The organism is Methylobacterium sp. NPDC080182, from assembly GCF_050281105.1.
Lineage (GTDB): Bacteria > Pseudomonadota > Alphaproteobacteria > Rhizobiales > Beijerinckiaceae > Methylobacterium.
The window spans coordinates 64,553-89,973 of the sequence record NZ_JBNNWO010000008.1; the positions used below are offsets into that span (position 1 = coordinate 64,553).

Consider the following 25,421-nt stretch of genomic DNA (forward strand, 5'->3'; position numbering starts at 1 on the left):
TCCGTTTCACCCAGAGGAGACCTGACGATGCGAACGATGGTCCCGACCGGCCGCCAGCACCAAGAAGCGTTTCAGTTCCGGCTGATCCTGACGGCGACCTACCCGTTCTTCCTCGCCGCCGCGGCGCTGAACCGGTTCCGGCCCAGCCGCGAGACGGCCCGCCCGGGCCTGGCGCCGGCGCGCCGCTCGGTCTTCGGCGAAGCCCGCGCCATGGCGGTTCAGGCGATCCCCTTCGCCTTCATGGGCTGAAACGCCCCTGAGCGAGACGCTTCCGTCCGGTCACGCGGGGGAAGTCGGGCCGTGACAGCCGAAAGGCATCGCGGCTGAACCCGTCGCGCCTCGCCAGAGGCGCGGCCAACACACGGAGGTCTGAACGATGGCGAGTGGACCCGTCACAACAGAAAGACCGAGCAGCCTGTCCGGGCTGACGGAACCGGAAGCCAAGGAGTTCCACGCGATCTTCCTGACGAGCTTCCTCATCTTCACGGCGATCGCCGTGGTCGCTCACATCCTCGTCTGGCTGTGGCGTCCGTGGCTCCCCGGACCGCAGGGCTACGCCTCTCTCGAGGGCGTTCGCGATGCGGCCCACGCCCTCGTCACGATGATCGGCTGAGGAGGATCGGATGCACAAGGTTTGGTTGCTCTTCGATCCGCGGCGCACGCTGGTGGCTCTGTTCACCTTCCTCTTTATCCTGGCGCTGCTGATCCACTTCATCCTGCTCTCGACCGACCGGTTCAACTGGCTGGACGGCCCGAGGAACAACAAGGCGGCCCAGAACACCATCACGCTCGCGCTGCCGCAGATGCCGGCCTGACCGCCGGTCCGGACCGCGGCGCGCGAGGGCCGCGGTCCACCAATTTTCTTCTTCTCCGGCCTGACTGAGGAGCAGCCGCCATGGCGATGCTGAGCTTCGAGCGCAAATACAGGGTTCGCGGCGGCACCTTGCTCGGAGGCGACCTGTTCGACTTCTGGGTCGGGCCGTTCTTCGTCGGTTTCTTCGGCGTCGTCGGCATGTTCTTCACGGTGCTGGGCACCGCGCTCGTCATCTACGGCGCCGCGATCGGACCAACCTGGAACATCTGGCAGATCAACATCGCGCCGCCCGATGTCAGCTACGGCCTGAGACTCGCACCGCTGAAGGATGGCGGGCTCTGGCAGATCATCACCATGTGCGCGCTCGGCTCGTTCGTCTCCTGGGCGCTGCGCGAGGTCGAGATCTGCCGCAAGCTCGGGATCGGCTACCACGTCCCGGCGGCCTTCGGGATGGCGATCTTCGCCTACATCACCCTTGTGGTGATCCGGCCGCTGCTGATGGGCGCGTGGGGCTACGGCTTCCCGTACGGCATCCTCAGCCATCTCGATTGGGTGTCCAACACCGGATACCAGTATCTCCACTTCCACTATAATCCGGCCCACATGCTGGCCGTGACGTTCTTCTTCACGACGACGCTGGCCCTCGCGATGCACGGCGGCCTGATCCTGTCGGCGACCAACCCGAAGAAGGGCGAGACCGTCAAGACGCCCGAGCACGAGGACACCTTCTTCCGCGACACGATCGGCTACTCGATCGGCACGCTCGGCATCCACCGCCTCGGCCTGTTCCTGGCCCTCTCTGCAGGGTTCTGGAGCGCGGTCTGCATCGTCATCAGCGGGCCATTCTGGACGCAGGGCTGGCCGCAATGGTGGGGCTGGTGGCTCAACCTGCCGGTCTGGCGGTGACGGGTCGGACGCGATCGGAACGAGGGGACTAACGCGGGTCACCGCCGCCCAGCGCGCGGCACTCCGGGGGAGGGCAGGCCATGGCCTATTACCAGAACATCTTCACGCAGGTTCAGGTGCGCCCGCTCGTGCCGGATCAGGGCGTTCCGGTCGCGGTCGACGAGCGGGTCGGCAAGCCGTTCAACAGCTACCTGTTCGGGCTGATCGGCAACAGCCAGGTCGGGCCCATCTACATCGGCTACATCGCGGCCCTATCGATCACCTGCGGGGTGATCGCCTTTGAGATCATCGGGCTCAATATGTGGGCCTCGGTGAACTGGGATCCGGTCCAGTTCGTCCGGCAATTGCCGTGGCTCGCCCTCGAGCCACCCCTCCCGAAGTACGGCCTGAAGGTCCTTCCGCCCCTGAACGAGGGCGGGTGGTGGCTCATCGCCGGCTTCTTCCTGACGGCCGCGATCCTGCTGTGGTGGGTCCATCTCTACAAGCGGGCGCGGGCGCTCGGCCTCGGCCTGCACGTGCCGTGGGCCTTCGCGTCGGCGATCTGGCTCTACCTCGTCCTCGGCTTCATCCGGCCGGTGCTGATGGGCTCGTGGTCGGAAGCCGTGCCGTTCGGCATCTTCCCGCACCTCGACTGGACCGCGGCCTTCTCGCTCCGCTACGGGAACCTCTTCTACAACCCGTTCCACATGCTCTCGATCACGTTCCTCTACGGGTCGACGCTGCTGTTCGCGATGCACGGGGGCACGATCCTGGCCTGTTCGCGCTACGGCGCGGAGCGCGAGATCGACCAGATCGTCGACCGCGGCACGGCCACCGAGCGCGCCGCCCTGTTCTGGCGCTGGACCATGGGCTTCAACGCCACGATGGAGTCGGTCCACCGCTGGGCGTGGTGGTTCGCCGTGCTGACGACGCTGACCGGTGGCATCGGCATCCTGCTCACCGGGACCGTGGTCGACAACTGGTACCTCTGGGCGGTCAAGCACGGCGTCGCGCCCTCGTACCCGCAGGTCTACGGCCCGATCGTGGATCCCGCCCATCTCGCACCCGGCATGAAGCCGTGAGGAGGCCGTCATGAAGACGATTCTGGCGGTGGCCGGCGGCGCACTGGCCCTCTTCCTCACCATCGCGATGTTCGGCGGCGCCGGCTGGACCCACCCGCCGATGGCGAACAAGCAGACCGGCTTCCGCGGGACGGGCATGGACCTGATCCGCACCCGCGCCGGCAACGAGGCGCTGGCCGCCGCGAACGTCGCCCCGACCCCGGCCGATCCGGCCGATGCGGGCGGCGACAAGGCCTCGGCCGTCTACCAGAACGTCCAGGTTCTGGGCGATCTTTCGGCCGAGCAGTTCAACCGGCTGATGGTGTCGATCACCGAGTGGGTGGCCCCGCAGCAGGGCTGCACCTACTGCCACAGCACCGAGAACATGGCGTCCGACGAGCTCTACCAGAAGCGCGTCGCCCGGCGGATGCTCCAGATGACCCAGTACATCAACTCGTCCTGGAAGGAGAACCACGTCCATCAGGCGGGCGTGACCTGCTACACCTGTCACCGCGGCAATCCGGTGCCGGCCAATATCTGGTTCGATCATCCGGTTCAGGGGGCGGGGCGCTTCATCCCGCGCAACAACAGCCAGAACCTCGCCTCCGCAGAAGTCGGCAACACCTCGCTGCCCTACGACGTCTATCAGGCCTTCTATCAGCACAAGGAGACGTCTGAGGACGCGGTCCGGGTCAACGCCACCACGGCGCTGCCGGAGACCAAGGGCAAGCCGATCCAGGACGCCGAGAAGACCTTCGCGATCATGATCAGCATGTCGCAGTCTCTCGGGGTCAACTGCACCTTCTGCCACAACACCCGGTCGGTGGCGCAGTGGGACACCAGCACGCCCAACCGCGTCCATGCCTGGTACGGCATCCGCATGGTGCGTGACCTGAACCAGGATTATATGGAGCCGCTGAAATCGACGTTCCCGCGGAACCGGCTCGGGATCCTGGGCGACGTGCCGAAGATCAACTGCGCCACCTGTCACAACGGCGCCAACAAGCCGCTCAACGGCGCCAACGTGATCGAGCCCTATCCGGAGCTGTCGCACCCGACGATCGCCGTGAGCCTGCCGACCGGCGAGGCCAAGGACCCGATCCCCGGGACCGAGACCCCGACGCCGAAGCCCTGATCCGCCCCGGGGCGGCCGGACCACCGGCCGCCCCGCCCAAGCTACAGGGAACCTCCGTGGGGTAGAGGCGTCGATATCGGCGGCCAAGCTCGGCCCTCAGGAGGCGTCCGTGACCATCACCATCTCGAACCTCCAGCCGCTGATCGCGATCCTCGCCGGAATCCTGATCCTGGTGATGCCGCGGCTGCTCAACTACATCGTCGCGATCTACCTGATCGTCGTCGGCGTGATCGGGCTCGGAATCCTGCATTGACGGGCCGCGCCCGCGCCGCGACGGCGCGGACCTGACAGACCGCTCGAGCCGTCAGCCGCGCACGCACAGGGCCATCGCGCGTTCATCTTGCGTTGCGCTGCGGGATGGTCCAACCCCGCCCATCAGCTCGGCCGGCGCCGGGCACCAGATACGGACGGGATCGACATGGCGACCGGCAGCGCGAAGTGGGTCTATGCCTTCGGCGACGGCAAGGCGGAGGGCAAGTCGCAGATGCGCGACCTGCTCGGCGGCAAGGGCGCCAACCTCGCCGAAATGTCCAACCTGGGCCTTCCGGTCCCGCCGGGCTTCACGATCACCACCGAGGTCTGCACCTACTTCTACGATCACGGCAAATCCTATCCGCCGGAGCTCAAGGATCAGGTCGCGGAAGCGCTCGCCCAGGTGGGCAAGCTCACCGGCCGCAAGTTCGGCGACGCGACGAACCCGCTGCTCGTGTCGGTCCGCTCGGGTGCGCGCGCCTCGATGCCCGGCATGATGGACACGGTTCTCAATCTCGGCCTCAACGACGAGACCGTCCTGGCCCTCGCCAAGGAGGCCGACGACGAGCGCTTCGCCTACGATTCGTACCGCCGCTTCATCACGATGTACTCGAACGTGGTGCTCGGCGTTGAGCACCACGCCTTCGAGGAGGCGCTGGAGCAGTACAAGGAGGGCAAGGGCTTCGACCTCGACACCGAGCTCGGCGCCGGCGACTGGAAGACCCTCATCCAGACCTACAAGAAGATCGTGCGCGATGAGCACGGCTCGGACTTCCCGCAGGGCGCGGACGACCAGCTCTGGGGCGCGATCGGCGCCGTGTTCAATTCGTGGATGATCCCCCGCGCGAAGAAGTACCGGGAGCTGAACAACATCCCGGAGAGCTGGGGCACGGCCGTCAACGTGCAGGCCATGGTCTTCGGCAACATGGGCGACACCTCGGCCACCGGCGTCGCCTTCACCCGCAACCCCTCCACCGGCGAGAAGGCGCTCTACGGCGAGTTCCTGATCAATGCGCAGGGCGAGGACGTCGTGGCGGGCATCCGCACGCCGCAGAACATCACCGAGAAGGCGCGGGAAGAGGCGGAGAGCGACAAGCCTTCCATGGAGAAGGCCATGCCCGAGAGCTTCGCGGAGCTGACCCGGATCTACGGGATCCTGGAGTCGCACTACCGCGACATGCAGGACATGGAATTCACTATCGAGAAGGGGAAACTCTGGATGCTCCAGACCCGCAACGGCAAGCGCACGGCCAAGGCCGCCCTGCGCATCGCCGTTGATCTGGCGGGCGAGGGGCTGATCTCCCGCGAGGAGGCGATCGGCCGCGTCGAGCCCGGCGCCCTCGACCAACTCCTGCACCCGACCATCGACCCGAAGGCCGACCGCAAGGTCATCGCCTCCGGCCTGCCGGCCTCGCCCGGCGCGGCGACCGGCGAGATCGTGTTCAATTCCGAGGACGCGGAGGCCCACCGCAAGGCCGAGCGCAAGTGCATCCTCGTCCGGATCGAGACCTCGCCCGAGGACATCCACGGCATGCACGCCGCCGAGGGCATCCTCACCACCCGCGGCGGCATGACCAGCCACGCGGCCGTGGTGGCCCGCGGCATGGGCAAGCCCTGCGTCTCCGGCGTTGGCTCGATCCGGATCGACTACAAGGCGCAGACCCTGACGGTCGGCGGCGCGACGCTGAAGGCCGGCGACCGGATCACCATCGACGGCTCCACGGGGCAGGTGATCCAGGGCGAGGTGAAGATGCTGGAGCCCGAGCTGTCGGGCGACTTCGCCACGCTGATGGAGTGGGCCGACGCGATCCGCGGCATGAAGGTCCGCGCCAACGCCGACACGCCGACCGACGCCCGGACCGCGCGCAACTTCGGCGCCGAGGGCATCGGCCTCTGCCGCACCGAGCACATGTTCTTCGAGGGTGACCGCATCATCGCGGTCCGCGAGATGATCCTCGCCGACGACGCCGAGGGCCGACGGACGGCGTTGGCGAAGATCCTGCCCTACCAGCGGCAGGACTTTGTCGAGCTGTTTACGATCATGTCCGGCCTGCCGGTCACGATCCGCCTCCTCGACCCGCCGCTCCACGAGTTCCTGCCGCACACCGACGCCGAGGTCGCCGAGGTCGTGAAGGCGACGGGCGTCTCCGAGGAGAAGATCCGGCACCGGACGCGCGAGCTGTCCGAGCACAACCCGATGCTCGGCTTCCGGGGCTGCCGCCTCGCGATCGCCTTCCCGGAGATCGCCGAGATGCAGGCCCGCGCGATCTTCGAGGCCGCGGTCCAGGCGGCCGCCGATACCGGCAAGGCGGTGACGCCCGAAGTGATGGTGCCGCTGGTCTTCACCCGCGCCGAGTTCGACATCGTGAAGGCCCGGATCGACGCCATGGCGAAGGCCGTGGCCGAGGAGAAGGGCGCGACCCTCGACTATCAGGTCGGCACGATGATCGAGCTGCCGCGCGCGGCCCTCAAGGCCAACGAGATCGCCGAGACCGCGGAGTTCTTCTCCTTCGGCACCAACGACCTCACCCAGACGGCGCTGGGCATCTCCCGCGACGACGCCGCCACCTTCCTGGGCCCCTACACCCAGAAGGGCATCCTGCCGGCCGACCCGTTCATCACGATCGACCAGGAAGGCGTGGGCGAGCTGGTGCGCATCGGCGTCGAGCGCGGCCGCAAGACCCGGCCGGACATCAAGCTCGGCATCTGCGGCGAGCACGGCGGCGATCCCGCCTCGGTCGGCTTCTGCCAGGAGGTGGGACTCGATTACGTGTCCTGCTCGCCCTACCGGGTGCCGATTGCCCGGCTGGCGGCCGCCCAGGCGGCGCTCGGCAAGGTCGCCGGCAAGGAAGGCTGAGACCGGTCCGGGGGACGCCGAGCACGTCCCCCTTTCGGCTATCAACCGTCCGTATGAGGATCAGTGGAAAAATTCGCCTTTCGGTCGAACTCGCCTCTTTTTGAGGCGTTCTTCGATTGAACGGGTACGCCCGACGTGTGCCTAATCGGCCCGCGTCGGGTTCAGCATCGCCCGTCAGAAGCGGCCGCCACCATGTCCCACAGCCCATCGCCGCTGTGCCTCGCCGAGACCGAAGCGGTCGCGGCTGTCCCGAGCGTCGCCGTCCGCGCCTATCTCGCTCTCGTCGCCGGTCTCGGCGGTGTCGTCACGGCCGTGATGCTGATGATGTCGGTCGCGGCCAACAGCGGCAGCGAGGCGGAGCGCATCTCGGCGACGCAGGAAGACAGCTACGCGACCACGCTGGTCGGCGCGCTGGCGGTCAACCTGTCCAAGCCTCTGCGCTGAGCGCGTATCCGGCGTCGACCGCCCCGGGTGGCCCTATCCACTGCGCGGCTCCGATGCGGACGTCCTGACGACGACGGTCGAATCACCGCGCCCCCGACACGGCCCGCGCGGCCGAGCCGGTGAAACGGGTCGGCAGGTCGTCGCCGGGGCTGCGGGGACTGAAGCGCGAGGTGACCCGATCGGGCGCGGCGCCGACCACCGCGTCGGGCGCGGCTCCGCGCAGGCGCGTGGCGGCCACGTGCACGGGCGTGGCGCGGCTCGCCGGGGCAGCGCCCGGGCCGGCCGATACGGAGTCGAACAGGGCGCGCAGTTGCGCCTTGGCATCCGCGTCCGGAGCCACGAGGGAGCGGGCGCGAGCCGGAACCGCCGCCGCCAGCCTGTCGAGGGCGCGGATCTCGGCCGCCGGCGCGAGGTTGGCCATCCCGCGCTCCAGCGCCGCGAACTGCACAGGGCGGGGTGGCGGCAGGGGCATGTTCAGGCTCGCCGCGACGGCGGCCATATCGGCGGGGCGCCGCGGCGGGAGCGGTGCCGTGACGGCGGTCACGGTATCGTCGACGGCGACCGGCTGACTGGCGGTCAGGAGCGCCTTGGCGTCGGCGGGCCTGGTGTCGGAGGGCTTGGTCTCGGCGCCTTTCGCCTGCGCCCGCTCGGCCAGCGAGCCGCGCAGGGCGTCGTCGGCCGCGGGCGCCGCGTAGGCGAGGGCCGCGCGCGCGCCCGCCGGATCCTGCGGATCGGCGCTCGCCACGGCGACGACGGGCGCGCGGCGCGACTTCCGCGCCGTCTCCACCGGGGCCGGCACCGGCGCGGGTTCCGGTGCCGACCGGCCGCCGCCGAACAGGCTGGCCAGGAAGCCGAACAGGCCGGGCCCGTCCTCCTCCTCGCCGCTGGCCATCTGCGTCGTGAGGCCCGCCACGGTGCCGCCGCGGGCCAGGATCTCGGCCTTGGCCTCCTCGTAGCGGGGGAAGGGGCGGTTGTCGCTCGGGAGCAGGACGGTCTTGCCGTCCGGGAAGAGGCGGGCGAGCTGATCGTGGGTCATGCGCGGCCACATCCGCACCGAGCCCACGTCGAGGTGCACGAACGGCGTTCCGGCATGGGGGTACCAGCCGACGCCGCCGCGCTGCATCCGGAGACCGACCTCCCGGATCCGGTCGATCGACACGTCCGGCAGGAAGAAGTCCATCGCCTTGCCGAGCATGTGCTGGCTGTACTCGGCCACCATCCTGGAGCGGCGGCGCAGCATCGCGTTGGTGCCCGGGGAGCGGTAGGCCGACACGACGTGGATCGGCTGCGTCGCGCCGACCTGGCGATAAGCCTCCCAGACCGTATCGAACAGCCGCGGGTCCATCTTGGTCGGCTCGTTGACCCGCCAGTCGCGCAGGAGCCAGTTCAGCTGCTCGAGGGCCGCGCGGTCGTAGCGCCCATCGCGCTTAAACGTGATGGTCGCACTCTCCTGCGTGTGGGTGTGGTAGATCGACAGGGAGCGGGTGTCGCCGTTGGCGACCGCGTCCTCGGTCTCGGCCGTCCCGGCGATCAGTCCGAGCGCGAGGCCGGACAGGGCGAGGGTGACGTGGCGAAGGGCGCGCGGGAGACTGGGCACGACGGTCCTGATCCTCTCCCGACAGCCTGACCCGACGCCTGTTGAACCGGGTTTGCGACCGAAACGGCTAAGGCTCGACCGTGGCGAAATCGTGCCCGGCTGTGCGGCCGCGCACCTGAAAGTTGCTGGTGGCGCGGGTGGGCTACCACCACCCGCGCGGCGCCGCCTGCTGCGGCGCGGGCGTCCAGAGGCCGGGCTCGCCGTATTCCGGCGCGCTGTCGGCACGGGCGGCGCGACGCTGGGCGCGGCGCGGCGTCTCCGCCTCCTCGTAGCGCCCGCCCGGCCACGCGTCGGCATCCGCGACCGGCCGCTCGGGCGCGCGGCGATGGACGGTCCGGGGCGCGGGCGGCTTCGGGGCGCGCTCGGCCTTGCGCCGCGGCGGCTCGTCCGGGAGCCGCGCGATCGCCGGCCCGCCGCCGCCGGGCAGCCCGAGGGCCGCGCGCATCGGCGCGTCGTAGCCGTAGAGATCCGGCAGGGTGCGGTAGGCGCCGCCGTCGTCCACGAAGGCGGTGAAGTAGGCGAGGTGGACCGGCAGCTTCTCCGGCAGCCGGATGGTGCGCTCGCCCTTGCCGATCAGCTTCTTCAGCCGATCCGCGGACCAGTTCGGCAGCACCGCGTCGGCGAGGCGGAACGGGTCGTCGACGCGGACGCAGCCGTGGCTAAAATCGCGCTTCGCGGCTGAGAACAGCGAGCGGTTCGGCGTGTCGTGCAGGTAGACCGCGTGCTGGTTCGGGAACATGAACTTGATGAAGCCGAGCGCGTTGCGCTCCCCCGGGGGCTGGCGCAGCGAGATGTGCCCGCCGCGACGGACGACCTCGTAGCCGCCCCAGGTCTTGCCGCCGTAGCCGGCGAGCTTCGGCGCCATCGTCTTCAGGATCGACGGCGGGACGTACCAGGACGGGTTTACGACCGCGTACTCCATCATCCCGGAGAACAGCGGCGTGCGCGATTCCGGCTTGCCGACGATGACCCGCGCCTCGTCGCGCATCACACCGCCCCGGTAGGCGCGCAGGCGATACTCCGGCACGTTGACGAGGATGTAATCCGGCCCCAGATCGCCCGGGAGCCAGCGCCACCGCTCCATGTTGACGATGAGTTCGGCCTCACCGCCCGTCGGGCGCGCCGTGCGGCCGGCATCGGCGAGGGCGAGCACCGTCTGGACGTTCAGGACGCCGTTCCCAGGGAGACCGCGGCCGCGCTGGAACTTGGCCACCGCGTCGGCGACCACGGAATCGTACTCCTCCGGCTCGCCGGGCCCCTTGTCCAGGGTCGCGGCCGGACGGCTTTCGAGGTTGAAATGTGTCCGCAGCAGCGGGACGCGGGCATCGCGCATGCCGACGCGCAGGGCCGGCCCGGCCGGGAGGCGCAGCGGCTTCACCGCGGTCGGCGCAGGCCCCCGCAGGCTGGCGAGCCGCGCCTTCAGCGCGAGATAGCCCGGAGTCGCCGGGTTGTAGGCCTGCAGTGCCTCGCCGGCTTTCGCGCCGGCCTCGTCGAGCTTCGCCAGGACGTCGTTGCCGGCCGGCAGATCGAGGTGCGGGGTGATCAGCCGCGAGATCGAGGCCAGGTTGATCCGGCCGCCGCGGGCGTCCCGGGCATAGAGAACCGCCGCCGCGGACAGGCGCAGATCGGCGTCGGCGACCACCTTCTCGTCCGGTTTGTCGGCGAGCGCCGGGACCGTGTAGGCGCGGGGGTCGAGCCCGTCCTCGGCGGCGGCCGCCAGCCGCGCCGACACCGCCTTCGCGGCGTCGGTCCAGGCCCCGCCGGAGATCCAGAGCGGCTTGAAGCTGCGGGCCTCGTAGAAGCTCCGGATCGCGTCGCGGTCCTTGCCGGCGAGGCGGAGCAGCAGGGGCGCGGCATCCGCGAACCGGGCGAAGATTGCGGCGCCGAGCGGGTCCGTCGGGGCGACCGGGGCCGCCGCGGCGGGAGCCGGGGACGGCTCGGCCGCCGGCGCCTCAGGCTTGTAGTCGGGAAGGGCGGTCGCGGCGGGCGCCGACGGGTCCGCCGGCGCGGGCGCCGCCGGCCCCGGCGCGGCAGCGGGCGGGGTCGCGGGGACATCGGTGGCCGGCTGGTCCAGCGCGGCCGTCGCGGCGCGGAGGGAGCCGGCCGGTGCCAGCGTGCCGCCGAGAAGGGCGGCCAGCGCGATGAGGCTGGAGCGCGGGACGCGCATCGTGATCTCCCGGGGCGCGGCGGCAGGACCGCACGCTCAGATTGTGATTATCCGCGCAAGCGTGGCTTTGAGCAACCGCAGTTATCGCGAATAGAGGCTCGGTCCTGCAGATGAATGTGTCATTTCTAATGCTGCTCAGCTTACGATCCGCTCAATCATCTGCCGGCGCGATGCAGCAGGGCCGAGAATTTCAGCGACCGTGGCCGAAACGAATGCGCGCGGTGCGCTAGCGCACGCCGCGCTCGATCAGGCCGCGTCCTCGGTTTTATCGTCCTCCTCCAGCCCCAGATCCTTGAGCTTGCGGTAGAGGGTGGAGCGTCCGATGCCGAGGCGGCGCGAGACCTCGGACATCCGCTGCCGGTAGAACTGGAGCGCGAAGCGGATGATCTCCGCCTCCAGGACGTCCATCGGCTTCATCTCGCCGGTCTCCTCGGCGACGAGCGACATGGCGTGCGGGTCGCGGACCTCGACGCGGACGATCTCCCGCACCGGTTCGGGGGCGTAGGCCGGCATCTGCGGCTGGACCGGCGCTGCCGGGATCCGCACGTCGAAGCCCTCGACCTGCGCGGCGATCTGGGGGAATTCGGAGACGGTCAGCTCGTCGCCGTCCGCCAGCACGACGGCGCGGAACAGGGCGTTCTCCAGCTGCCGGACGTTGCCCGGCCAGGGATAGCGCGTGAGCAGGGCCATGGCCTCCGGGCTGATCGCCCGCACGCGCTTGCCTTCCTCGGCCGAGAACCGCGCGCAGAACGAGCGGACGAGGTCCGGGATGTCCTCGCGGCGCGCCCGCAGGGGCGGCAGCGTCATCGGGAAGACGTTCAGGCGGTAGTAGAGATCCTCGCGGAACTTGCCCTGCTTCACGAGGTCGAGCAGCGACCGGTTCGTCGCCGAGACGAGCCGGATGTCCACCCGCACCGAGCGCTTGCCGCCGACGGGATCGACCTCGCCCTCCTGGAGGGCCCGGAGCAGCTTCACCTGCGCGTCGAGGGGCAACTCGCCGATCTCGTCCAGGAACAGGGTCCCGCCCGAGGCCTCGACGAACTTGCCGGCGTGCTTCTCGGTGGCGCCGGTGAACGCCCCCTTCTCGTGACCGAACAGGGTGGATTCCACCAGGTTCTCCGGGATCGCCCCGCAATTGACGGTCACGAACGGCTTGCCGCGCCGGTCGCCGGACCCCTGGATCGCCCGGGCCAGGACCTCCTTGCCGACGCCGGACTCGCCCTCGATCAGAACGGGGATGTTCGACTTCGCCGCCCGCTCGGCGAGACGGATCACCCGCTCCATGTCGGGGCTCTTCGAGGTGAGATCCTTGAAGGTGAGCGCCCCGGAGGCGCGGCGGCGCATTCGGCGCACCTCCTCCTCGAGCGTGTCGACCCGCAGGGCATTCTTGATCGAGACCTGGAGCCGCTCCGCGCCCGCCGGTTTGACCACGAAATCCACGGCGCCGGCCCGCATGGCGCTGACCACCGTGTCGATGGAGCCGTTGGAGGTCTGGACGATGACCGGCGTGGCGAGGCCGCTCTTGCGCATCTCGGCCAGGACACCGAGCCCGTCGAGCCCCGGCATCACGAGGTCGAGGAGCACGACATCCGCACCCTCGGATCGCAGTAGGGTCAGCGCGTCCGCACCGGTCTCGGCGATCCGCGCCTCGAAGCCGAAACGGCGCACGGCCGCCTCGGCCAGGCGCCGCTGGACCGGATCGTCATCCACGATGAGCACGGTGGCGGACATGGCGGCTCCCTGAACGGCGCGCGAAGGCCGGACACGCGACGCGGGCTCGACCCGGTCGCGGCCTTCCGATTCGGCGACTGTTTCGTTTCGAGCCGTAGGGTGACCGACAGTCGTAAAGTGCCGCTTAACGACGTTTGCGCCGCGTCGTCACCGATCGCGCGCCGGTCCGACGGTCCCTCCGCGTTGAACGCGTGGCGGCACGCTCGATATCAGGGTACGGGGCCGGAGCCCTTGGAGAGGATCGCACACCATGATGCCGAGCCACACCGCCTCGCCGGTGACTGTCCGCCTGCCGGAGGGCGTGAGTGCCGCGCGCGCCGCTGCGAAGGCTGCCGACCTCGGCCATCTTCCGGAATGGGACCTCACGGATCTCTATTCCGGCCTCGATGATCCGAACTTCTCCGGCGACATGACCCGCGCCGAGGAGGAGTGCCGCCGCTTCTCCGAGACCTACGCCGGCCGGATCGCGGAGCTCGCCGCGGGCCCGGACGCGTCCGCGCGGCTGGCCGAGGCGGTGCGCGCCTACGAGGGCATCGAGGACCTGCTGGGCAAGCTCATGTCCTTCGCGGGTCTCGTCTATTCCGGCGACACCACCGACGAGGCGCGCGCCAAGTTCTACGGCGACACCCGCGAGCGGCTGACCAGCGCCTCGGCGGATCTCCTCTTCTTCGCCCTGGAGCTGAACCGCGTCGACGATACGGCCATGAACGCCGCGATGGCCGAAGGGCCGCTCGCCCACTACGCCCCGTGGATCGAGGACCTGCGGCGGGAGAAGCCGCACCAGCTCGACGATCGCACCGAGAAGCTGTTCCTCGAGAAGTCGGTCACGTCGAACGCCGCCTGGGACCGGCTGTTCAACGAAACGATCGCCGCGCTGCGCTTCACCGTGCAGGGCGAGGAGATGCCGCTGGAGCCGACGCTCAACAAGCTTCAGGATCCGGACGGCGCGGTCCGCAAGGAGGCGGCCGGCGCGATCAGCGCGGTCCTGCGCGGTCAGCTGCGGGTGTTCACGCTCATCACCAACACGCTGGCGAAGGACAAGGAGATCAGCGACCGCTGGCGCGGGTTCAAGGACGTCGCAGACGCGCGCCACCTGTCGAACCGGGTCGAGCCCGACGTGGTGGAAGCCCTCGTCGACGCCGTGCGGGCGGCCTATCCCCGCCTGTCCCACCGCTACTACACGCTCAAGGCGAAGTGGTTCGGGCAGGAGGCGCTGCCCTACTGGGACCGCAACGCGCCGCTGCCCCGCGTCGAGCAGCGCACGATCCCGTGGACGGAGGCCCGCGACACGGTGCTGTCCGCCTACGACGCCTTCTCGCCGAAGATGGCGGGGATCGCGCGGCGCTTCTTCGACGAGCGCTGGATCGACGCACCGACCCGTCCCGGCAAGGCGCCGGGCGCCTTCGCGCATCCGACCGTGCCCTCCGTCCACCCCTATGTGCTGGTCAACTACCAGGGCAAGCCGCGGGACGTGATGACGCTGGCGCACGAGTTGGGCCACGGCGTCCACCAGGTGCTCGCCGGGCCGAACGGCGCCCTCATGGCGCCGACGCCCCTGACGCTGGCCGAGACGGCGAGCGTCTTCGGCGAGATGCTGACCTTCCGTCGGCTCCTCGCCGCGACCACGGACACGACCCAGCGTCGGGCCATGCTCGCCGCCAAGGTCGAGGACATGATCAACACGGTGGTGCGCCAGATCGCCTTCTACTCGTTCGAGCGGAAGGTTCATCTCGCCCGCGCCAAGGGCGAGCTGACCACAGATCAGATCAACGCGCTGTGGCTGTCCGTCCAGGCAGAATCGCTCGGTCCGGCCATCACGCTGGATTCCGGCTACGAGCCGTTCTGGGCCTACATCCCGCACTTCATCCACTCGCCGTTCTACGTCTACGCCTACGCGTTCGGCGACTGCCTGGTGAACTCGCTCTACGGCGTCTACGCCCGGGCGGAGGACGGCTTCGTGGACCGCTACTTCGCGTTGCTCGCGGCCGGCGGCTCGAAACCCTACGGCGAGCTGCTCGCGCCCTTCGGCCTCGACGCCAAGGACCCGGGCTTCTGGCAGATCGGGCTCGGCATGATCGAGAGCATGATCGTCGAGCTCGAGAGCATGGAAGGACAGGCCTGAGCCGAGCGCCGCGGACCTCGTCGGCCCCGCGGCGCAGGGACCCACGCCCCTGGTTCGCGGCCGGGGGCGGCTTATCTGCGCATCATCGTCAGACAAGCAGATCGAGTGATGGCCGAGACCGACCGCGAAGCCAACCGCTTCTCCGCCCGCGCCGGGCGCTACGCCAGCGTGGGCGCCAACGTCGGCGGCGTCGCCGCCCGGATGGCCGTGGCACGGCTGTTCGGAAAGGAGGGCACCACCAACGCCGCCGCCCTGGCGCAGGCGCTGGGCGGCCTGAAGGGCCCGATCATGAAGGTGGCCCAGCTGCTGGCCACCGTTCCGGACCTGCTCCCGCCCGAATACGCGACCGAGCTGCAGAAGCTTCAGGCGGACGCCCCGCCGATGGGCGCGGCCTTCGTCCGGCGCCGGATGCAGTCGGAGCTCGGCGCCGGCTGGCAGGAGCGCTTCGGCAGCTTCGACCTCAAACCCGCGGCGGCGGCCTCGCTGGGCCAAGTCCATCGCGCGACCACCAAGGACGGGGAACGTCTCGCCTGCAAGCTCCAGTACCCGGACATGCAGTCGGCCGTGGAGGCCGACCTGAAGCAGCTGGAGGTCGCGTTCGCGCTGCACCGCCGGATGAACACGTGGCTCGACACGCGCGAGATCGCGAAGGAGATCGGCGCCCGGGTGCGCGAGGAGCTCGACTACGAGCGCGAGGCCAAGCACGCGGCGCTCTACGGGGCCGTGCTGAAGGACATCGCGGCGGTGCGCGTGCCGCGCGTCTTTCCGGAGCTCTCGACGAAGCGTCTGCTCACGCTCGGCTGGCTCGACGGGGACAAGATCCTGGGCTTCGCCGACGAGCCGGTCGAGGTGCGCAACCGGATCGCCCAGGCGATGTTCAAGGCGTGGTGGCACCCGTTCAGCCGGGCAGCGGTGATCCACGGCGACCCGCATCTGGGCAATTACACCGTGTTCTCGGACGCCGGCGAGGCCGCGGGAATCAACCTGCTGGACTACGGCTGCGTCCGGATCTTCCATCCGCGCTTCGTCGGCGGCGTCGTGGATCTCTACCGCGGCCTGTTGGAGAACGACGATGCCCGCATCGTCCACGCCTACGAGGTCTGGGGATTCAAGGATCTCGACAAGGAGAAGATCGAGATCCTGAACATCTGGGCCCGCTTCATCTACGGGCCGCTGCTCGAAGACCGTACCCGCACCGTCGCCGACGGCGTGAAGCCGGGGGAGTACGGTCGCCGACAGGCCTTCCAGGTCCATCAGGCCCTGAAGGAGCGCGGGCCCGTGACTGTCCCGCAGGAATTCGTCTTCATGGATCGCGCGGCCGTAGGGCTGGGCGCCGTGTTCCTCCACCTCAGATCTGAGCTCAACTACCACCGGTTGTTCGAGGCCGAGATCGAGCATTTCTCGCTGGACGAACTCACGAAACGCCAGGGCCGGGCGCTCACCGAAGCCGGTCTGCCGAAACCGGCTTGATTCGACGCGAAGATCCACCGGGAGAGCGATCAACTTGCGTGCGTCCGATTGCGGCAGGTAAACGCTTGAGCTACATCCGACCGCGACCGCAAGAAGTCGCGTCTTAGGGAAACGAGCGCACGATGGCCGAGAGTGACACGGTGGCCGGGCACACCTACAGCCCGGCGATGGACGCGACGACGCACGAGCAGACCTATCGCGGATTTGTCCGGTTCGTCGAAATCGCCACTGGCGTCGTCATCTGCTGGGTGCTGGCCCTCGCCATCGGCGGGATCCGCGAGGCGTGGCTGCTGGCCATCGTCGGCGTGATCGCCTCCGGAGCCGCGGGCGCGGTGGGCGCCCTCGCGCCGGCCGTGGGGTGGAAGGCCCCGCTGGTCGTCGGCATTCTCCTGGTCCTCTACCTGTTCTTCGCCTGAGAGGGCCGTGGGCGGCGGCGTCGAGCGTCGCCGCGGATGACGAACCCGCTCGCGTTCGCCGAGCGGGACGCTGACACATTGTTGGCAATTAAATTGGGCGCAAGTTACATTCCGGCCGCATCCATCGCGGTATCGTAGATCCGCCTCTCGAAAAGCTGCGCCGGTTCGCGCATTCGAAAGGCCGAGCTTTTCCAGGGGAACCCTCGCATGCGCATTGCTGTGCTGTCCGAGACGGACTCCGCGGAGCCGCGCGTCGCCGCGGTTCCTGAGACCGTCAAGAAGTTCAAGACTCTCGGTGCCGAAGTCGTGGTGCAGTCCGGGGCCGGTCAGAAGGCCGGAATCCTGGACTCCGAGTACGAGGCCGCCGGCGCCAGCATCGCTGGGAGCGCCGCCGATGCTGCCGGGGATGCCGACCTCGTGCTCAAGGTCCGGCGCCCGAGCGCCGAGGAGCTGCCGCAGCTGAAGCGCGGCGCCACCGTGATCGCGATCATGGACCCCTACGGCAACGAGGACGCCCTCAAGGCGATGGCCGAGGCGGGGATCGACGGCTTCGCCATGGAGCTGATGCCCCGCATCACCCGCGCGCAGGTGATGGACGTCCTGTCCTCGCAGGCGAATCTCGCCGGCTACCGCGCGGTCGTCGACGGCGCCGCCGAGTACGGGCGGGCCATGCCGATGATGATGACCGCCGCCGGCACCGTGCCGGCCGCCCGCGTCTTCGTCATGGGCGTCGGCGTGGCCGGCCTCCAGGCCATCGCGACAGCCCGCCGGCTCGGCGCGGTCGTCACCGCCACCGACGTCCGGCCCGCCACCAAGGAGCAGGTCGAATCGCTCGGCGCCAAATTCGTCGCCGTCGAGGACGACGAATTCAAGCAGGCCGAGACGGCCGGCGGTTACGCCAAGGAGATGTCAGCCGAGTACCAGAAGAAGCAGGCGGAGCTGGTCAAGGGCCACATCGCCAAGCAGGACATCGTCATCACCACCGCACTGATCCCGGGCCGGCCGGCGCCGAAGCTGGTCTCCGAGGAGATGGTGGCGTCGATGAAGCCGGGTTCGGTCCTCGTCGATCTTGCGGTGGAGCGCGGCGGCAACGTCGCCGGCGCCAAGGCTGGCGAGGTCGTCACGAACGATCGCGGCGTGAAGATCGTCGGCCACGTCAACGTGCCGGGGCGGCTCGCCGCCACCTCGTCGAGCCTCTACGCGCGCAACCTCTACGCCTTCGTCGAGACCCTGATCGACAAGGAATCGAAGGCGCTGGCCATCAACTGGGACGACGAGCTGGTGAAGGCCACGAACCTCACCCGAGACGGCTCGGTCGTCCACGCATCCTTCCAGCCCAAGACCGATGGCGCAGCCTCGGAAGCCGCCTCCGTGGGGCTGGCCAAGTCGGAGGCCAGCAAGGCGTCCGGTGCGGCCACCCCGGCAGGCGCGCAGTGAAGCCTGGCCGAGAGGAGTAGCAGAATGGCAAACGTCATCGTCCCTCCCGATCAGGCGGCCGATCAGGCCCGCGTGCTGGCCGACGCCGCGCGCGCCGCGGCCGCGGTGGCGCGCAACGCCGCCGACCAGGCGCAGGTCATCGCCGACGGCATGGGCCACGGGCTCAGCGCCGCCACCGGCGGCGCGGTCGATCCGACCGTGTTCCGGCTCGCGATCTTCGTGCTGGCGATCTTCGTCGGCTACTACGTGGTCTGGTCGGTGACCCCGGCCCTGCACACCCCGCTCATGTCGGTGACCAACGCGATCTCGTCGGTGATCATCGTCGGCGCGATCCTGGCGGTCGGCGTTCCGCTGATCGAGAAGGGCACGGGCCTCGCCCGGTTCTTCGGCTTCATCGGCATCGTGCTCGCCAGCGTGAACATCTTCGGCGGCTTCCTCGTCACGCAGCGCATGCTCGGCATGTACAAGAAGAAGGGCTGAGCCGGTGTCAGAGAACGTCTCCTCCCTTCTCTATATCGTCGCCGGCGTCCTGTTCATCATGGCGCTGCGGGGGCTCTCGCACCCCACGACCTCCCGGCAGGGCAACCTGTACGGCATGGTCGGCATGGGGCTCGCCATCCTGACCACGCTGGTCGGCCACCCGCCGGCGGGTGCCGGCGCCTGGATCCTCGTCCTGCTGGGCTTAGGGCTCGGCGGCGGCGCCGGCGCGGTGATCGCCAAGCGCGTGCCGATGACCGCGATGCCGCAGCTCGTGGCGGCCTTCCACTCGCTGGTCGGCCTCGCGGCCGTCTTCGTGGCCGCGGGCGCCCTCTACGCACCGCAGGCATTCGGCATCATCGAGAACGGGCACTTCCACAAGCAGTCGCTGTTCGAGATGGGTCTCGGCGTGGCCATCGGCGCCATCACCTTCACCGGCTCGGTGATCGCCTTCGCCAAGCTCGACGGGCGCATGTCCGGCAAGCCGATCATGCTGCCTCAGCGCCACCTCATCAACGCGCTGCTGGCCGCCGGCCTCGTGCTGCTGATCGCCCTGTTCATCGGCACCGAGTCGAAGGCGATCTTCTGGCTGATCGTCATCGCCTCGCTGGTGCTCGGCGGCCTGATCATCATCCCGATCGGCGGCGCCGATATGCCGGTGGTCGTGTCGATGCTCAACTCGTACTCGGGCTGGGCGGCGGCCGGGATCGGCTTCACCCTGGGCAACCTCGCGCTGATCATCACCGGCTCGCTGGTCGGGTCCTCGGGCGCGATCCTGTCCTACATCATGTGCCACGCGATGAACCGGTCGTTCATCTCGGTGATCCTCGGCGGCTTCGGTGGCGACACCGCCGCGGCCGGTACCGGCCAGGTCGAGACCCGGCCCGTGAAGCAGGGTTCGGCCGACGACGCGGCCTACATCATGAAGAACGCCGAGCGGGTCATCATCGTCCCGGGCTACGGCATGGCGGTCGCCCAGGCGCAGCACTCCCTGCGCGAGATGGCCGACATGCTGAAGAAGGAGGGCGTCGACGTGAAGTACGCCATCCACCCGGTGGCGGGCCGCATGCCAGGGCACATGAACGTGCTGCTCGCCGAGGCCAACGTGCCCTACGACGAGGTCTTCGAACTGGAGGACATCAACGGTGAGTTCCCGCAGGCGGACGTCGCCTTCGTGATCGGCGCCAACGACGTCACCAACCCGGCCGCCAAGACCGACAAGGCCTCGCCGATCTACGGCATGCCGATCCTCGACGTGGAGAAGGCCAAGACCGTGCTGTTCATCAAGCGCGGCATGGGCTCCGGCTACGCGGGTGTCGAGAACGAGGTGTTCTTCCGCGACAACACCATGATGCTGTTCGGCGACGCCAAGAAGGTCGTGGACAGCGTGCTGAAGTCGCTCTGAGACCCAGGTCTCCGGCAGCGTCGAGGGGCGGGCAGCGATGCCCGCCCTTTCTCGTTGTGGCGATCGGGTTCGCCGTCGCTGTTGCGGCGGGGCGCAAGATTCCCCGCGCCGGCCGGTGTAGGGTGGCGCCCGTGTCGTCCGCTCCGCTCCTCGCCGAATTGCCGCCCTTCCTGGGTGTGGCCGCCTCCGTGACCGGCCGGCGCTGGCAGGAGCGCTGCGGCGGCGCGGCCGTCCAGAATCACATCGCCAAGATGGTCCAGGCCCACGGCCTGCCGGAACTGCTGGCCCGCGTGCTCGCGGGACGCGGGATCGTACCGGAGGCGGCGCCCCGCCACCTCGCCCCTCGCCTGCGGGACCTGATGCCGGATCCGGACACGCTGCTCGACATGGAGGCGGCCATCCGCCGACTCGTTCGGGCGGTGAAGCGCGGGGAGACCGTGGCGGTTTTCGGCGATTACGACGTCGACGGCGCCGCAAGCGCGGCCCTGCTCGCCGGATACCTCCGCGAGCTGGGTTTGCGCGCGCCGATCCACATTCCCGACCGGATCACCGAGGGCTACGGACCCAACATCGCGGCGATCACCGCGCTCGCGGCCGAGGGCGCGACGCTCCTCGTCTGCGTCGATTGTGGGACGAGCGGCCACGCGCCCCTGGAGGAGGCCGAGAAATCCGGCCTGGACGTCATCGTCCTCGACCACCACGCGGCCTCCGAGGTGCTCCCGCCGGCCCGCGCCGTGGTCAACCCGAATCGCCTCGACGACCTCTCGGGCCTCGGCCATCTCTGTGCCGCCGGCATCGTGTTCCTGACCCTGGTCGCGCTGAACCGCGCCCTGCGGCAGGACGGCTTCTTCGGCGGCCATCGTCCCGAACCGCAGCTCACCGACGCCCTCGATCTCGTCGCCCTGGCGACCGTTGCCGACGTCGTGCCCCTCACGGGCCTCAACCGGGCCTTCGTGACCCAGGGCCTTACGGTGATGCGCCATCGCGGCCGCACCGGGCTCGCGGCGCTGCTGGACGCCGCCTCGCTCGGCGAGCCGCCGGAAGCCTGGCACCTCGGCTTCGTCCTCGGGCCGCGCATCAATGCCGGGGGCCGCATCGGCGATTCGGCACTGGGCGCCCGCCTGCTGACCACGGCGGACCCGAGCGAGGCGGCCCGGATCGCCGCCGACCTCGATCGGCTGAACCGCGAGCGCCAGGCGATCGAGGCGCAGGCCGTCCAGGAGGCCGAGGCCGAGATGGACCGGGCGCTGACGCTGGATCCGGCCCGCACCGTGCTGGTGACCGCCAGCGCCGAGTGGCACCCCGGCATAGTCGGCCTGATCGCCTCGCGGTTGAAGGAGCGCTTCAACCGCCCGGCCTTCGCGTTCGCGATCCGCCCGGACGGCACCGCCACGGGCTCTGGGCGCTCGATCCCGGGCGCGGATCTCGGGCTCGCGGTCCGCGCCTGCGTCGAGGCCCGGCTCGCCAGCAAGGGCGGCGGCCACGCCATGGCGGCCGGCGTCACCGTGCGGGCCGACGACATCCCGCGCTTCGAGGCGCACCTGGCGATGCTGCTCGGGGCGAGCGTCGCGGTGGCCCGCGCGGCCGACGCCCTGCTGATCGACGGCGGCCTCAGCGCCGGCGGCGCCACCGCAAAGACGGTCCGGCTGCTGCAGCAGGCCGGCCCGTTCGGCCAGGGCGCGCCCGAGCCGCTCTTCGCGCTGGGCCGGCATCGCCTCGTCGATGCCGGCGTGGTCGGCTCGAACCATGTCAGGGCGCGACTGCGCAGCCGCGACGGTCAGGTGGTCGGGGCGATCTGCTTCCGCGCGGCCGAACGGCCGCTCGGCCTGGCCCTCCTGAACGGGATCGGCCGGGAGATGCACGTGGCCGGGACCCTGTCCTGCGACCGCTGGCGCGGCGCCGAGCGGGCCCAGCTCCGGATCGTCGATCTCGCGCCGTCCGAACCCTGAGACGCCCCGGCGTCAGGTCCCGGCCATCACGAGCGCCCAGAAGCGCTTGTACCGCGTCGTGGGGGCATCGACCCGGGCGATCCCGATCCTGCGGATCTGCGGGAGCAGCATGTTCTTGTTGTGCTCGGGGCTCGCCTTCCAGCGGGCGAGCACCTGTTCCAGGGTCTCGGAGCCGGCGCTGAGATTCTCGGCCGCCCAGGATCTCGCGAGACCGGCCGACGCCATGCGCGAGGTGAAGCTGCCGCCGACATCGTGGCTGAGCTGGCCGCGGCGGGCGTTGTTGCCGGCCTGGAAGGCGGCCGCCTTCACGAGAGCCGGATCGACCACGACCGGGCTCAGGCCGTGCTGAACCCGGTAGGCCGAGATCGCCGCGGCGGCCGCGACCTCGTCGAGCACGGCGGTGTGCGTCGCGTTCTCGACAGAGGACTCGGGAAGGACCGAGAGACCGCCGCACCCGGTGAGGGCCAGCAGGAGGGCGGCGGCGATGGCGCGACTGAGTTTGGGCACGGTCCGGACGGCGTTGCGTGAGACGGGATCGCTTCCCTCCGGCGCGGTTGCGGCGAAAGCGCGGCGCGCGGCGCGCCGGCAGGATCCCGCCGACCGGCGTGGCGCCAGAGCCACGCCCGGCCGCGGATCAGGCCGCGAATTCACGCTGCGGATTCAGGCCGCCAGGGCGCTGCCTTTGAGCATGGAGGGCGCGAAGGCCCGCAGGAGATCCGGATCCAGATGCCCGGCGCTGTCCGTCATGATCGACAGCGCCTCGGCGGGCGAGGCGGGCTGCCGATAGGTCCGCCGCTCGGTCAGCGCGGAGAACACGTCGCAGATCGTCACGATCCGCACGAGGTCGGAGATCGCGGGGCCGGACAGCCGATCGGGATATCCTTTCCCGTCCAGACGCTCGTGGTGGTGGCGGACCACGTCGATCACCGCGTCCTCGAAATCGCCGTGCGCCCGGAGCAGATCGGCGCCGATGTCGGGATGGCGCTGCATCAGCCGCAATTCCTCGGCGTTGAGCGGTCCCGGCTTGTTGAGGATCTCCACGGGGATGCGCGCCTTGCCGATGTCGTGCAGGAGCGCCGACCGCACCAGCAGTGCGAGATCGGTCTGACCGAGCCCGATCTGCGAGCCGAACGTGGCGGCATGGCCCGCGACGCCGAGGGTGTGCTGATAGACGCCGATCTCGTGGCGCCAGACCTCGGCAAGCCACTCGGAGATCCCGACCTCGGAGATGGCCGCCAGAACGAACTCGGTCCCGCGATCCGCGTCGGCGCGCTGCAGCCGGGCCCCGAGAGCGGCGCTGTCGAAGATCTCGGCGACGACGGCGGTCGCGCCCGAGACGCGCTCCAGGAGCCGGCGCTGCCGCAGCTCTGCGGACCGCGTCGCCTCCTCGATCATGGCGAAGACGTTCGCCAGAACGAGTTGCCGGGGCGAGGCTGCCGGCAGCTGACGCAGATAGCGGGTAGCCGGCATGGGTTCGCCGCGCACGAGGACGAGGCGCGGAACCGGCGGTCCGTGGTGGGGGAGGGTCGACTGCACTCTGGCGGTCTGGGCCGGCGGCAGGTCGAGGATGACGAGGTGCGGGCGGCCTGACGGTAGCGGCGCGCCGGGCGGGATCGACCAGCAGTTCATCACGAGCGCGATGGCACGCTCGAGGGCCGATCGTTCGGACGGGCGGTCCGATACGAGGAGGACGAAGGGGCCGTCCGAGAAAACCGAGGCTGCGCCGAGGGCCAACGCGGTAGCTCCTCGCCCGCACGGTCAACGATCGGTTCACCCTACGCGTAAAATTTGAGGAAAGCGTTACCCCTACGCACTCTCTGGTATCGCGGATCCAGCTCTGACTTCAGGCGAGCTTGGCGTTCGCGACGTCGGCGGTCGGCTCGACAGTGTTCCGGGCACGGTCGGCGGAGAGGAAGTCCGCGAACTTGACGGTGAGCAGCGCCTGGCAGGCGGCGAAGGCGACAAAGATGGCGAGGAAGCTGGCGATCATCGGATTCTCCGGCGCGGTCTGGAACCGCCTCATGTTGCGACGCAATGCGTGCCATGCTGCTGCGCAACTTGGTATGCCAGATTACGAATACCGATTATGTCGAACATGCATGGGGCGCGCAGATCGAGCCCACAAAGTTCGGATTGTTGCCCAGTCATGCATAAAAATGCACAACCGATCAGCTTTGAAAGGTTGTGGCCTCGCCGAACATGTTCTGCAGTGCATCAACGCTTGCGCGCGATTTATATTCAGGCGCGTGCTGAGCTTGTGTGATAGCCGGCGCGGCAAACGAGGGTTCCCCCCGAGCGCCGCTCGCGCCCTTGGCCCATCATCATGCCGCACAGGCACGAGGTGTCGTCCGGGCCGGGCGATCCGTCAGGCGAGGACTGAACGGTCGCTCAATCCAGATAATCGCCGTAGGTGTCGACGTGCTGCGCGAGACCCAGACCGTGCTCGCGCACGAGTCTCTCGGCCAGATCGGCATCACGGGCTTCGAGCGCCGAGATGATGGCGACGTGCTCCCGGATGGAGCGCTCCGCCCGATCGCCCTGCCGGAGCGCGGTGCTGCGGATGCCGCGCACGTGCATGAGCAAATTGCTGGTCAGATCGGCGATCGCCTCGCAGTGACCCAGCGCGATGATCCGCTGATGGAATCGGATGTTCGCGTCCGAATACTCGTCCATGTGTTCGGACGGCTGGCCCTCGAAGAACTCGGGGAAGGATTCGCGCAGCGAGCGGAGCTGGCCGTCGGTGGCGCGCGCGCAGGCGAGGCGTGCCGCCATGCTCTCCAGCGCCGTCCAGGCGTGGATCATGCTGACGATCTCGCGCTTGTTCTTCTTGATCACGAAGACGCCGCGCCGGGCCTCGGAGCGGACGAAGCCTTCCTGCTCCAGAACCGTCAGGGCTTCCCGCACCGGGGTGCGGCTGACACCGAGATCCTGCGACAGCTTGCGCTCGTCGAGCCGCACCTCGTCCGGACGCCCGTAGATGTCCATGTTGGTGATGGCCGTCTTGAGCGCCTCGTAGGCCAATGTCCGGAGACTGGAGCTGGCGACGATGGGCTTCACGCTCAGCGGTTCGGAATTCGACATCCCTCGTCCAGTCAGCTCACACGCATGATGTCTCGCACGCATTCTCTGTCGTGCGCTCTCAAACGACCTAACCCAAACCTTTGCGAGATCCTAGTCGATCGCGGAGCGGTCCCACAGACCT

The 25,421-nt window shown here is 69.4% G+C and carries 23 protein-coding genes; 16 read left to right on the plus strand and 7 right to left on the minus strand.

Features of this window, described 5'->3' with window-relative positions; genetic code table 11:
• Positions 1 to 27: 27 nt before the first annotated feature.
• The 9 genes from ACQKQD_RS15250 (at position 28) to ACQKQD_RS15290 (ending at position 7,448) form a co-directional block, all read left to right on the plus strand.
• The gene (locus tag ACQKQD_RS15250) at positions 28 to 249 is read left to right on the plus strand and encodes a hypothetical protein (RefSeq protein ID WP_170868014.1); all 222 of its coding nucleotides are present in this window, start codon (positions 28 to 30) and stop codon (positions 247 to 249) included.
• A 127-nt stretch (positions 250 to 376) separates the two neighbouring features.
• On the plus strand, positions 377 to 613 hold the full coding sequence (gene pufB / locus ACQKQD_RS15255) for a light-harvesting antenna LH1, beta subunit (RefSeq protein WP_012319767.1): 237 nt from the start codon (positions 377 to 379) through the stop codon (positions 611 to 613).
• A 10-nt stretch (positions 614 to 623) separates the two neighbouring features.
• On the plus strand, positions 624 to 815 hold the full coding sequence (pufA, locus tag ACQKQD_RS15260) for a light-harvesting antenna LH1, alpha subunit (protein ID WP_020091993.1): 192 nt from the start codon (positions 624 to 626) through the stop codon (positions 813 to 815).
• 80 nt (positions 816 to 895) lie between these two features.
• Positions 896 to 1,720, plus strand: coding sequence for a photosynthetic reaction center subunit L (gene pufL, locus ACQKQD_RS15265; protein WP_427508771.1), 825 nt, complete (start codon positions 896 to 898; stop codon positions 1,718 to 1,720).
• 80 nt (positions 1,721 to 1,800) lie between these two features.
• A complete protein-coding gene (gene pufM / locus ACQKQD_RS15270; RefSeq protein ID WP_427508772.1) occupies positions 1,801 to 2,781 on the plus strand; it encodes a photosynthetic reaction center subunit M in 981 nt (326 codons plus the stop codon).
• A gap of 10 nt (positions 2,782 to 2,791) precedes the next feature.
• Positions 2,792 to 3,895 carry a photosynthetic reaction center cytochrome PufC gene (gene pufC / locus ACQKQD_RS15275; RefSeq protein ID WP_056528659.1) on the plus strand — a complete coding sequence of 368 codons (1,104 nt, stop codon included), beginning with the start codon at positions 2,792 to 2,794 and terminating at the stop codon, positions 3,893 to 3,895.
• Positions 3,896 to 4,004: 109 nt separating this feature from the next.
• Positions 4,005 to 4,148 carry a DUF3096 domain-containing protein gene (locus tag ACQKQD_RS15280; RefSeq protein WP_012319762.1) on the plus strand — a complete coding sequence of 48 codons (144 nt, stop codon included), beginning with the start codon at positions 4,005 to 4,007 and terminating at the stop codon, positions 4,146 to 4,148.
• A 165-nt stretch (positions 4,149 to 4,313) separates the two neighbouring features.
• Positions 4,314 to 7,004: a pyruvate, phosphate dikinase gene (gene ppdK / locus ACQKQD_RS15285; RefSeq protein WP_427508773.1), complete on the plus strand. Its 2,691-nt coding sequence runs from the start codon at positions 4,314 to 4,316 to the stop codon at positions 7,002 to 7,004.
• Positions 7,005 to 7,196: 192 nt separating this feature from the next.
• The gene (locus ACQKQD_RS15290) at positions 7,197 to 7,448 is read left to right on the plus strand and encodes a hypothetical protein (RefSeq protein WP_020091998.1); all 252 of its coding nucleotides are present in this window, start codon (positions 7,197 to 7,199) and stop codon (positions 7,446 to 7,448) included.
• An 82-nt stretch (positions 7,449 to 7,530) separates the two neighbouring features.
• On the opposite strand, the gene ACQKQD_RS15295 is transcribed toward ACQKQD_RS15290, so the two are convergent.
• From ACQKQD_RS15295 to ACQKQD_RS15305, 3 genes are all read right to left on the minus strand, one after another.
• On the minus strand, positions 7,531 to 9,045 hold the full coding sequence (locus ACQKQD_RS15295) for a DUF882 domain-containing protein (RefSeq protein WP_427508774.1): 1,515 nt from the start codon (positions 9,043 to 9,045) through the stop codon (positions 7,531 to 7,533).
• 142 nt (positions 9,046 to 9,187) lie between these two features.
• Positions 9,188 to 11,212, minus strand: a complete 2,025-nt coding sequence (locus ACQKQD_RS15300) for a L,D-transpeptidase family protein (RefSeq protein ID WP_427508775.1) — start codon at positions 11,210 to 11,212, stop codon at positions 9,188 to 9,190.
• A gap of 246 nt (positions 11,213 to 11,458) precedes the next feature.
• Positions 11,459 to 12,943, minus strand: coding sequence for a sigma-54-dependent transcriptional regulator (locus ACQKQD_RS15305; protein WP_020092001.1), 1,485 nt, complete (start codon positions 12,941 to 12,943; stop codon positions 11,459 to 11,461).
• Positions 12,944 to 13,193: 250 nt separating this feature from the next.
• Here ACQKQD_RS15305 and ACQKQD_RS15310 point away from each other — a divergent pair, with 250 nt between their 5' ends.
• From ACQKQD_RS15310 to recJ, 7 genes are all read left to right on the plus strand, one after another.
• Positions 13,194 to 15,065, plus strand: coding sequence for a M3 family oligoendopeptidase (locus ACQKQD_RS15310; protein WP_427508776.1), 1,872 nt, complete (start codon positions 13,194 to 13,196; stop codon positions 15,063 to 15,065).
• A 108-nt stretch (positions 15,066 to 15,173) separates the two neighbouring features.
• The gene (locus ACQKQD_RS15315; protein ID WP_020092003.1) at positions 15,174 to 16,535 is read left to right on the plus strand and encodes an ABC1 kinase family protein; all 1,362 of its coding nucleotides are present in this window, start codon (positions 15,174 to 15,176) and stop codon (positions 16,533 to 16,535) included.
• A gap of 122 nt (positions 16,536 to 16,657) precedes the next feature.
• Entirely contained in the window at positions 16,658 to 16,951 is a 294-nt protein-coding gene (locus ACQKQD_RS15320) for an aa3-type cytochrome c oxidase subunit IV (RefSeq protein ID WP_020092004.1), read from the plus strand.
• A 207-nt stretch (positions 16,952 to 17,158) separates the two neighbouring features.
• The gene (locus tag ACQKQD_RS15325; protein WP_427508777.1) at positions 17,159 to 18,388 is read left to right on the plus strand and encodes a Re/Si-specific NAD(P)(+) transhydrogenase subunit alpha; all 1,230 of its coding nucleotides are present in this window, start codon (positions 17,159 to 17,161) and stop codon (positions 18,386 to 18,388) included.
• A gap of 24 nt (positions 18,389 to 18,412) precedes the next feature.
• The gene (locus tag ACQKQD_RS15330) at positions 18,413 to 18,868 is read left to right on the plus strand and encodes a proton-translocating transhydrogenase family protein (RefSeq protein ID WP_020092006.1); all 456 of its coding nucleotides are present in this window, start codon (positions 18,413 to 18,415) and stop codon (positions 18,866 to 18,868) included.
• A gap of 4 nt (positions 18,869 to 18,872) precedes the next feature.
• Positions 18,873 to 20,270, plus strand: coding sequence for an NAD(P)(+) transhydrogenase (Re/Si-specific) subunit beta (locus ACQKQD_RS15335; RefSeq protein ID WP_020092007.1), 1,398 nt, complete (start codon positions 18,873 to 18,875; stop codon positions 20,268 to 20,270).
• A gap of 131 nt (positions 20,271 to 20,401) precedes the next feature.
• Positions 20,402 to 22,219, plus strand: coding sequence for a single-stranded-DNA-specific exonuclease RecJ (gene recJ / locus ACQKQD_RS15340; protein WP_427508778.1), 1,818 nt, complete (start codon positions 20,402 to 20,404; stop codon positions 22,217 to 22,219).
• A 12-nt stretch (positions 22,220 to 22,231) separates the two neighbouring features.
• Here recJ and ACQKQD_RS15345 read toward each other — a convergent pair whose 3' ends face one another.
• The 4 genes from ACQKQD_RS15345 to ACQKQD_RS15360 all read right to left on the minus strand — a co-directional run bounded on the left by ACQKQD_RS15345 (position 22,232) and on the right by ACQKQD_RS15360 (position 25,300).
• Entirely contained in the window at positions 22,232 to 22,726 is a 495-nt protein-coding gene (locus ACQKQD_RS15345) for a CAP domain-containing protein (protein ID WP_056528692.1), read from the minus strand.
• Between the two features lie 153 nt (positions 22,727 to 22,879).
• A complete protein-coding gene (locus tag ACQKQD_RS15350; protein ID WP_427508779.1) occupies positions 22,880 to 23,953 on the minus strand; it encodes an HD-GYP domain-containing protein in 1,074 nt (357 codons plus the stop codon).
• Between the two features lie 109 nt (positions 23,954 to 24,062).
• Positions 24,063 to 24,209 (minus strand): hypothetical protein, encoded by a 147-nt coding sequence (locus ACQKQD_RS15355; protein WP_020092011.1) that lies wholly within the window; start codon positions 24,207 to 24,209, stop codon positions 24,063 to 24,065.
• A gap of 398 nt (positions 24,210 to 24,607) precedes the next feature.
• A complete protein-coding gene (locus ACQKQD_RS15360; RefSeq protein ID WP_020092012.1) occupies positions 24,608 to 25,300 on the minus strand; it encodes a GntR family transcriptional regulator in 693 nt (230 codons plus the stop codon).
• Positions 25,301 to 25,421 lie beyond the last annotated feature (121 nt).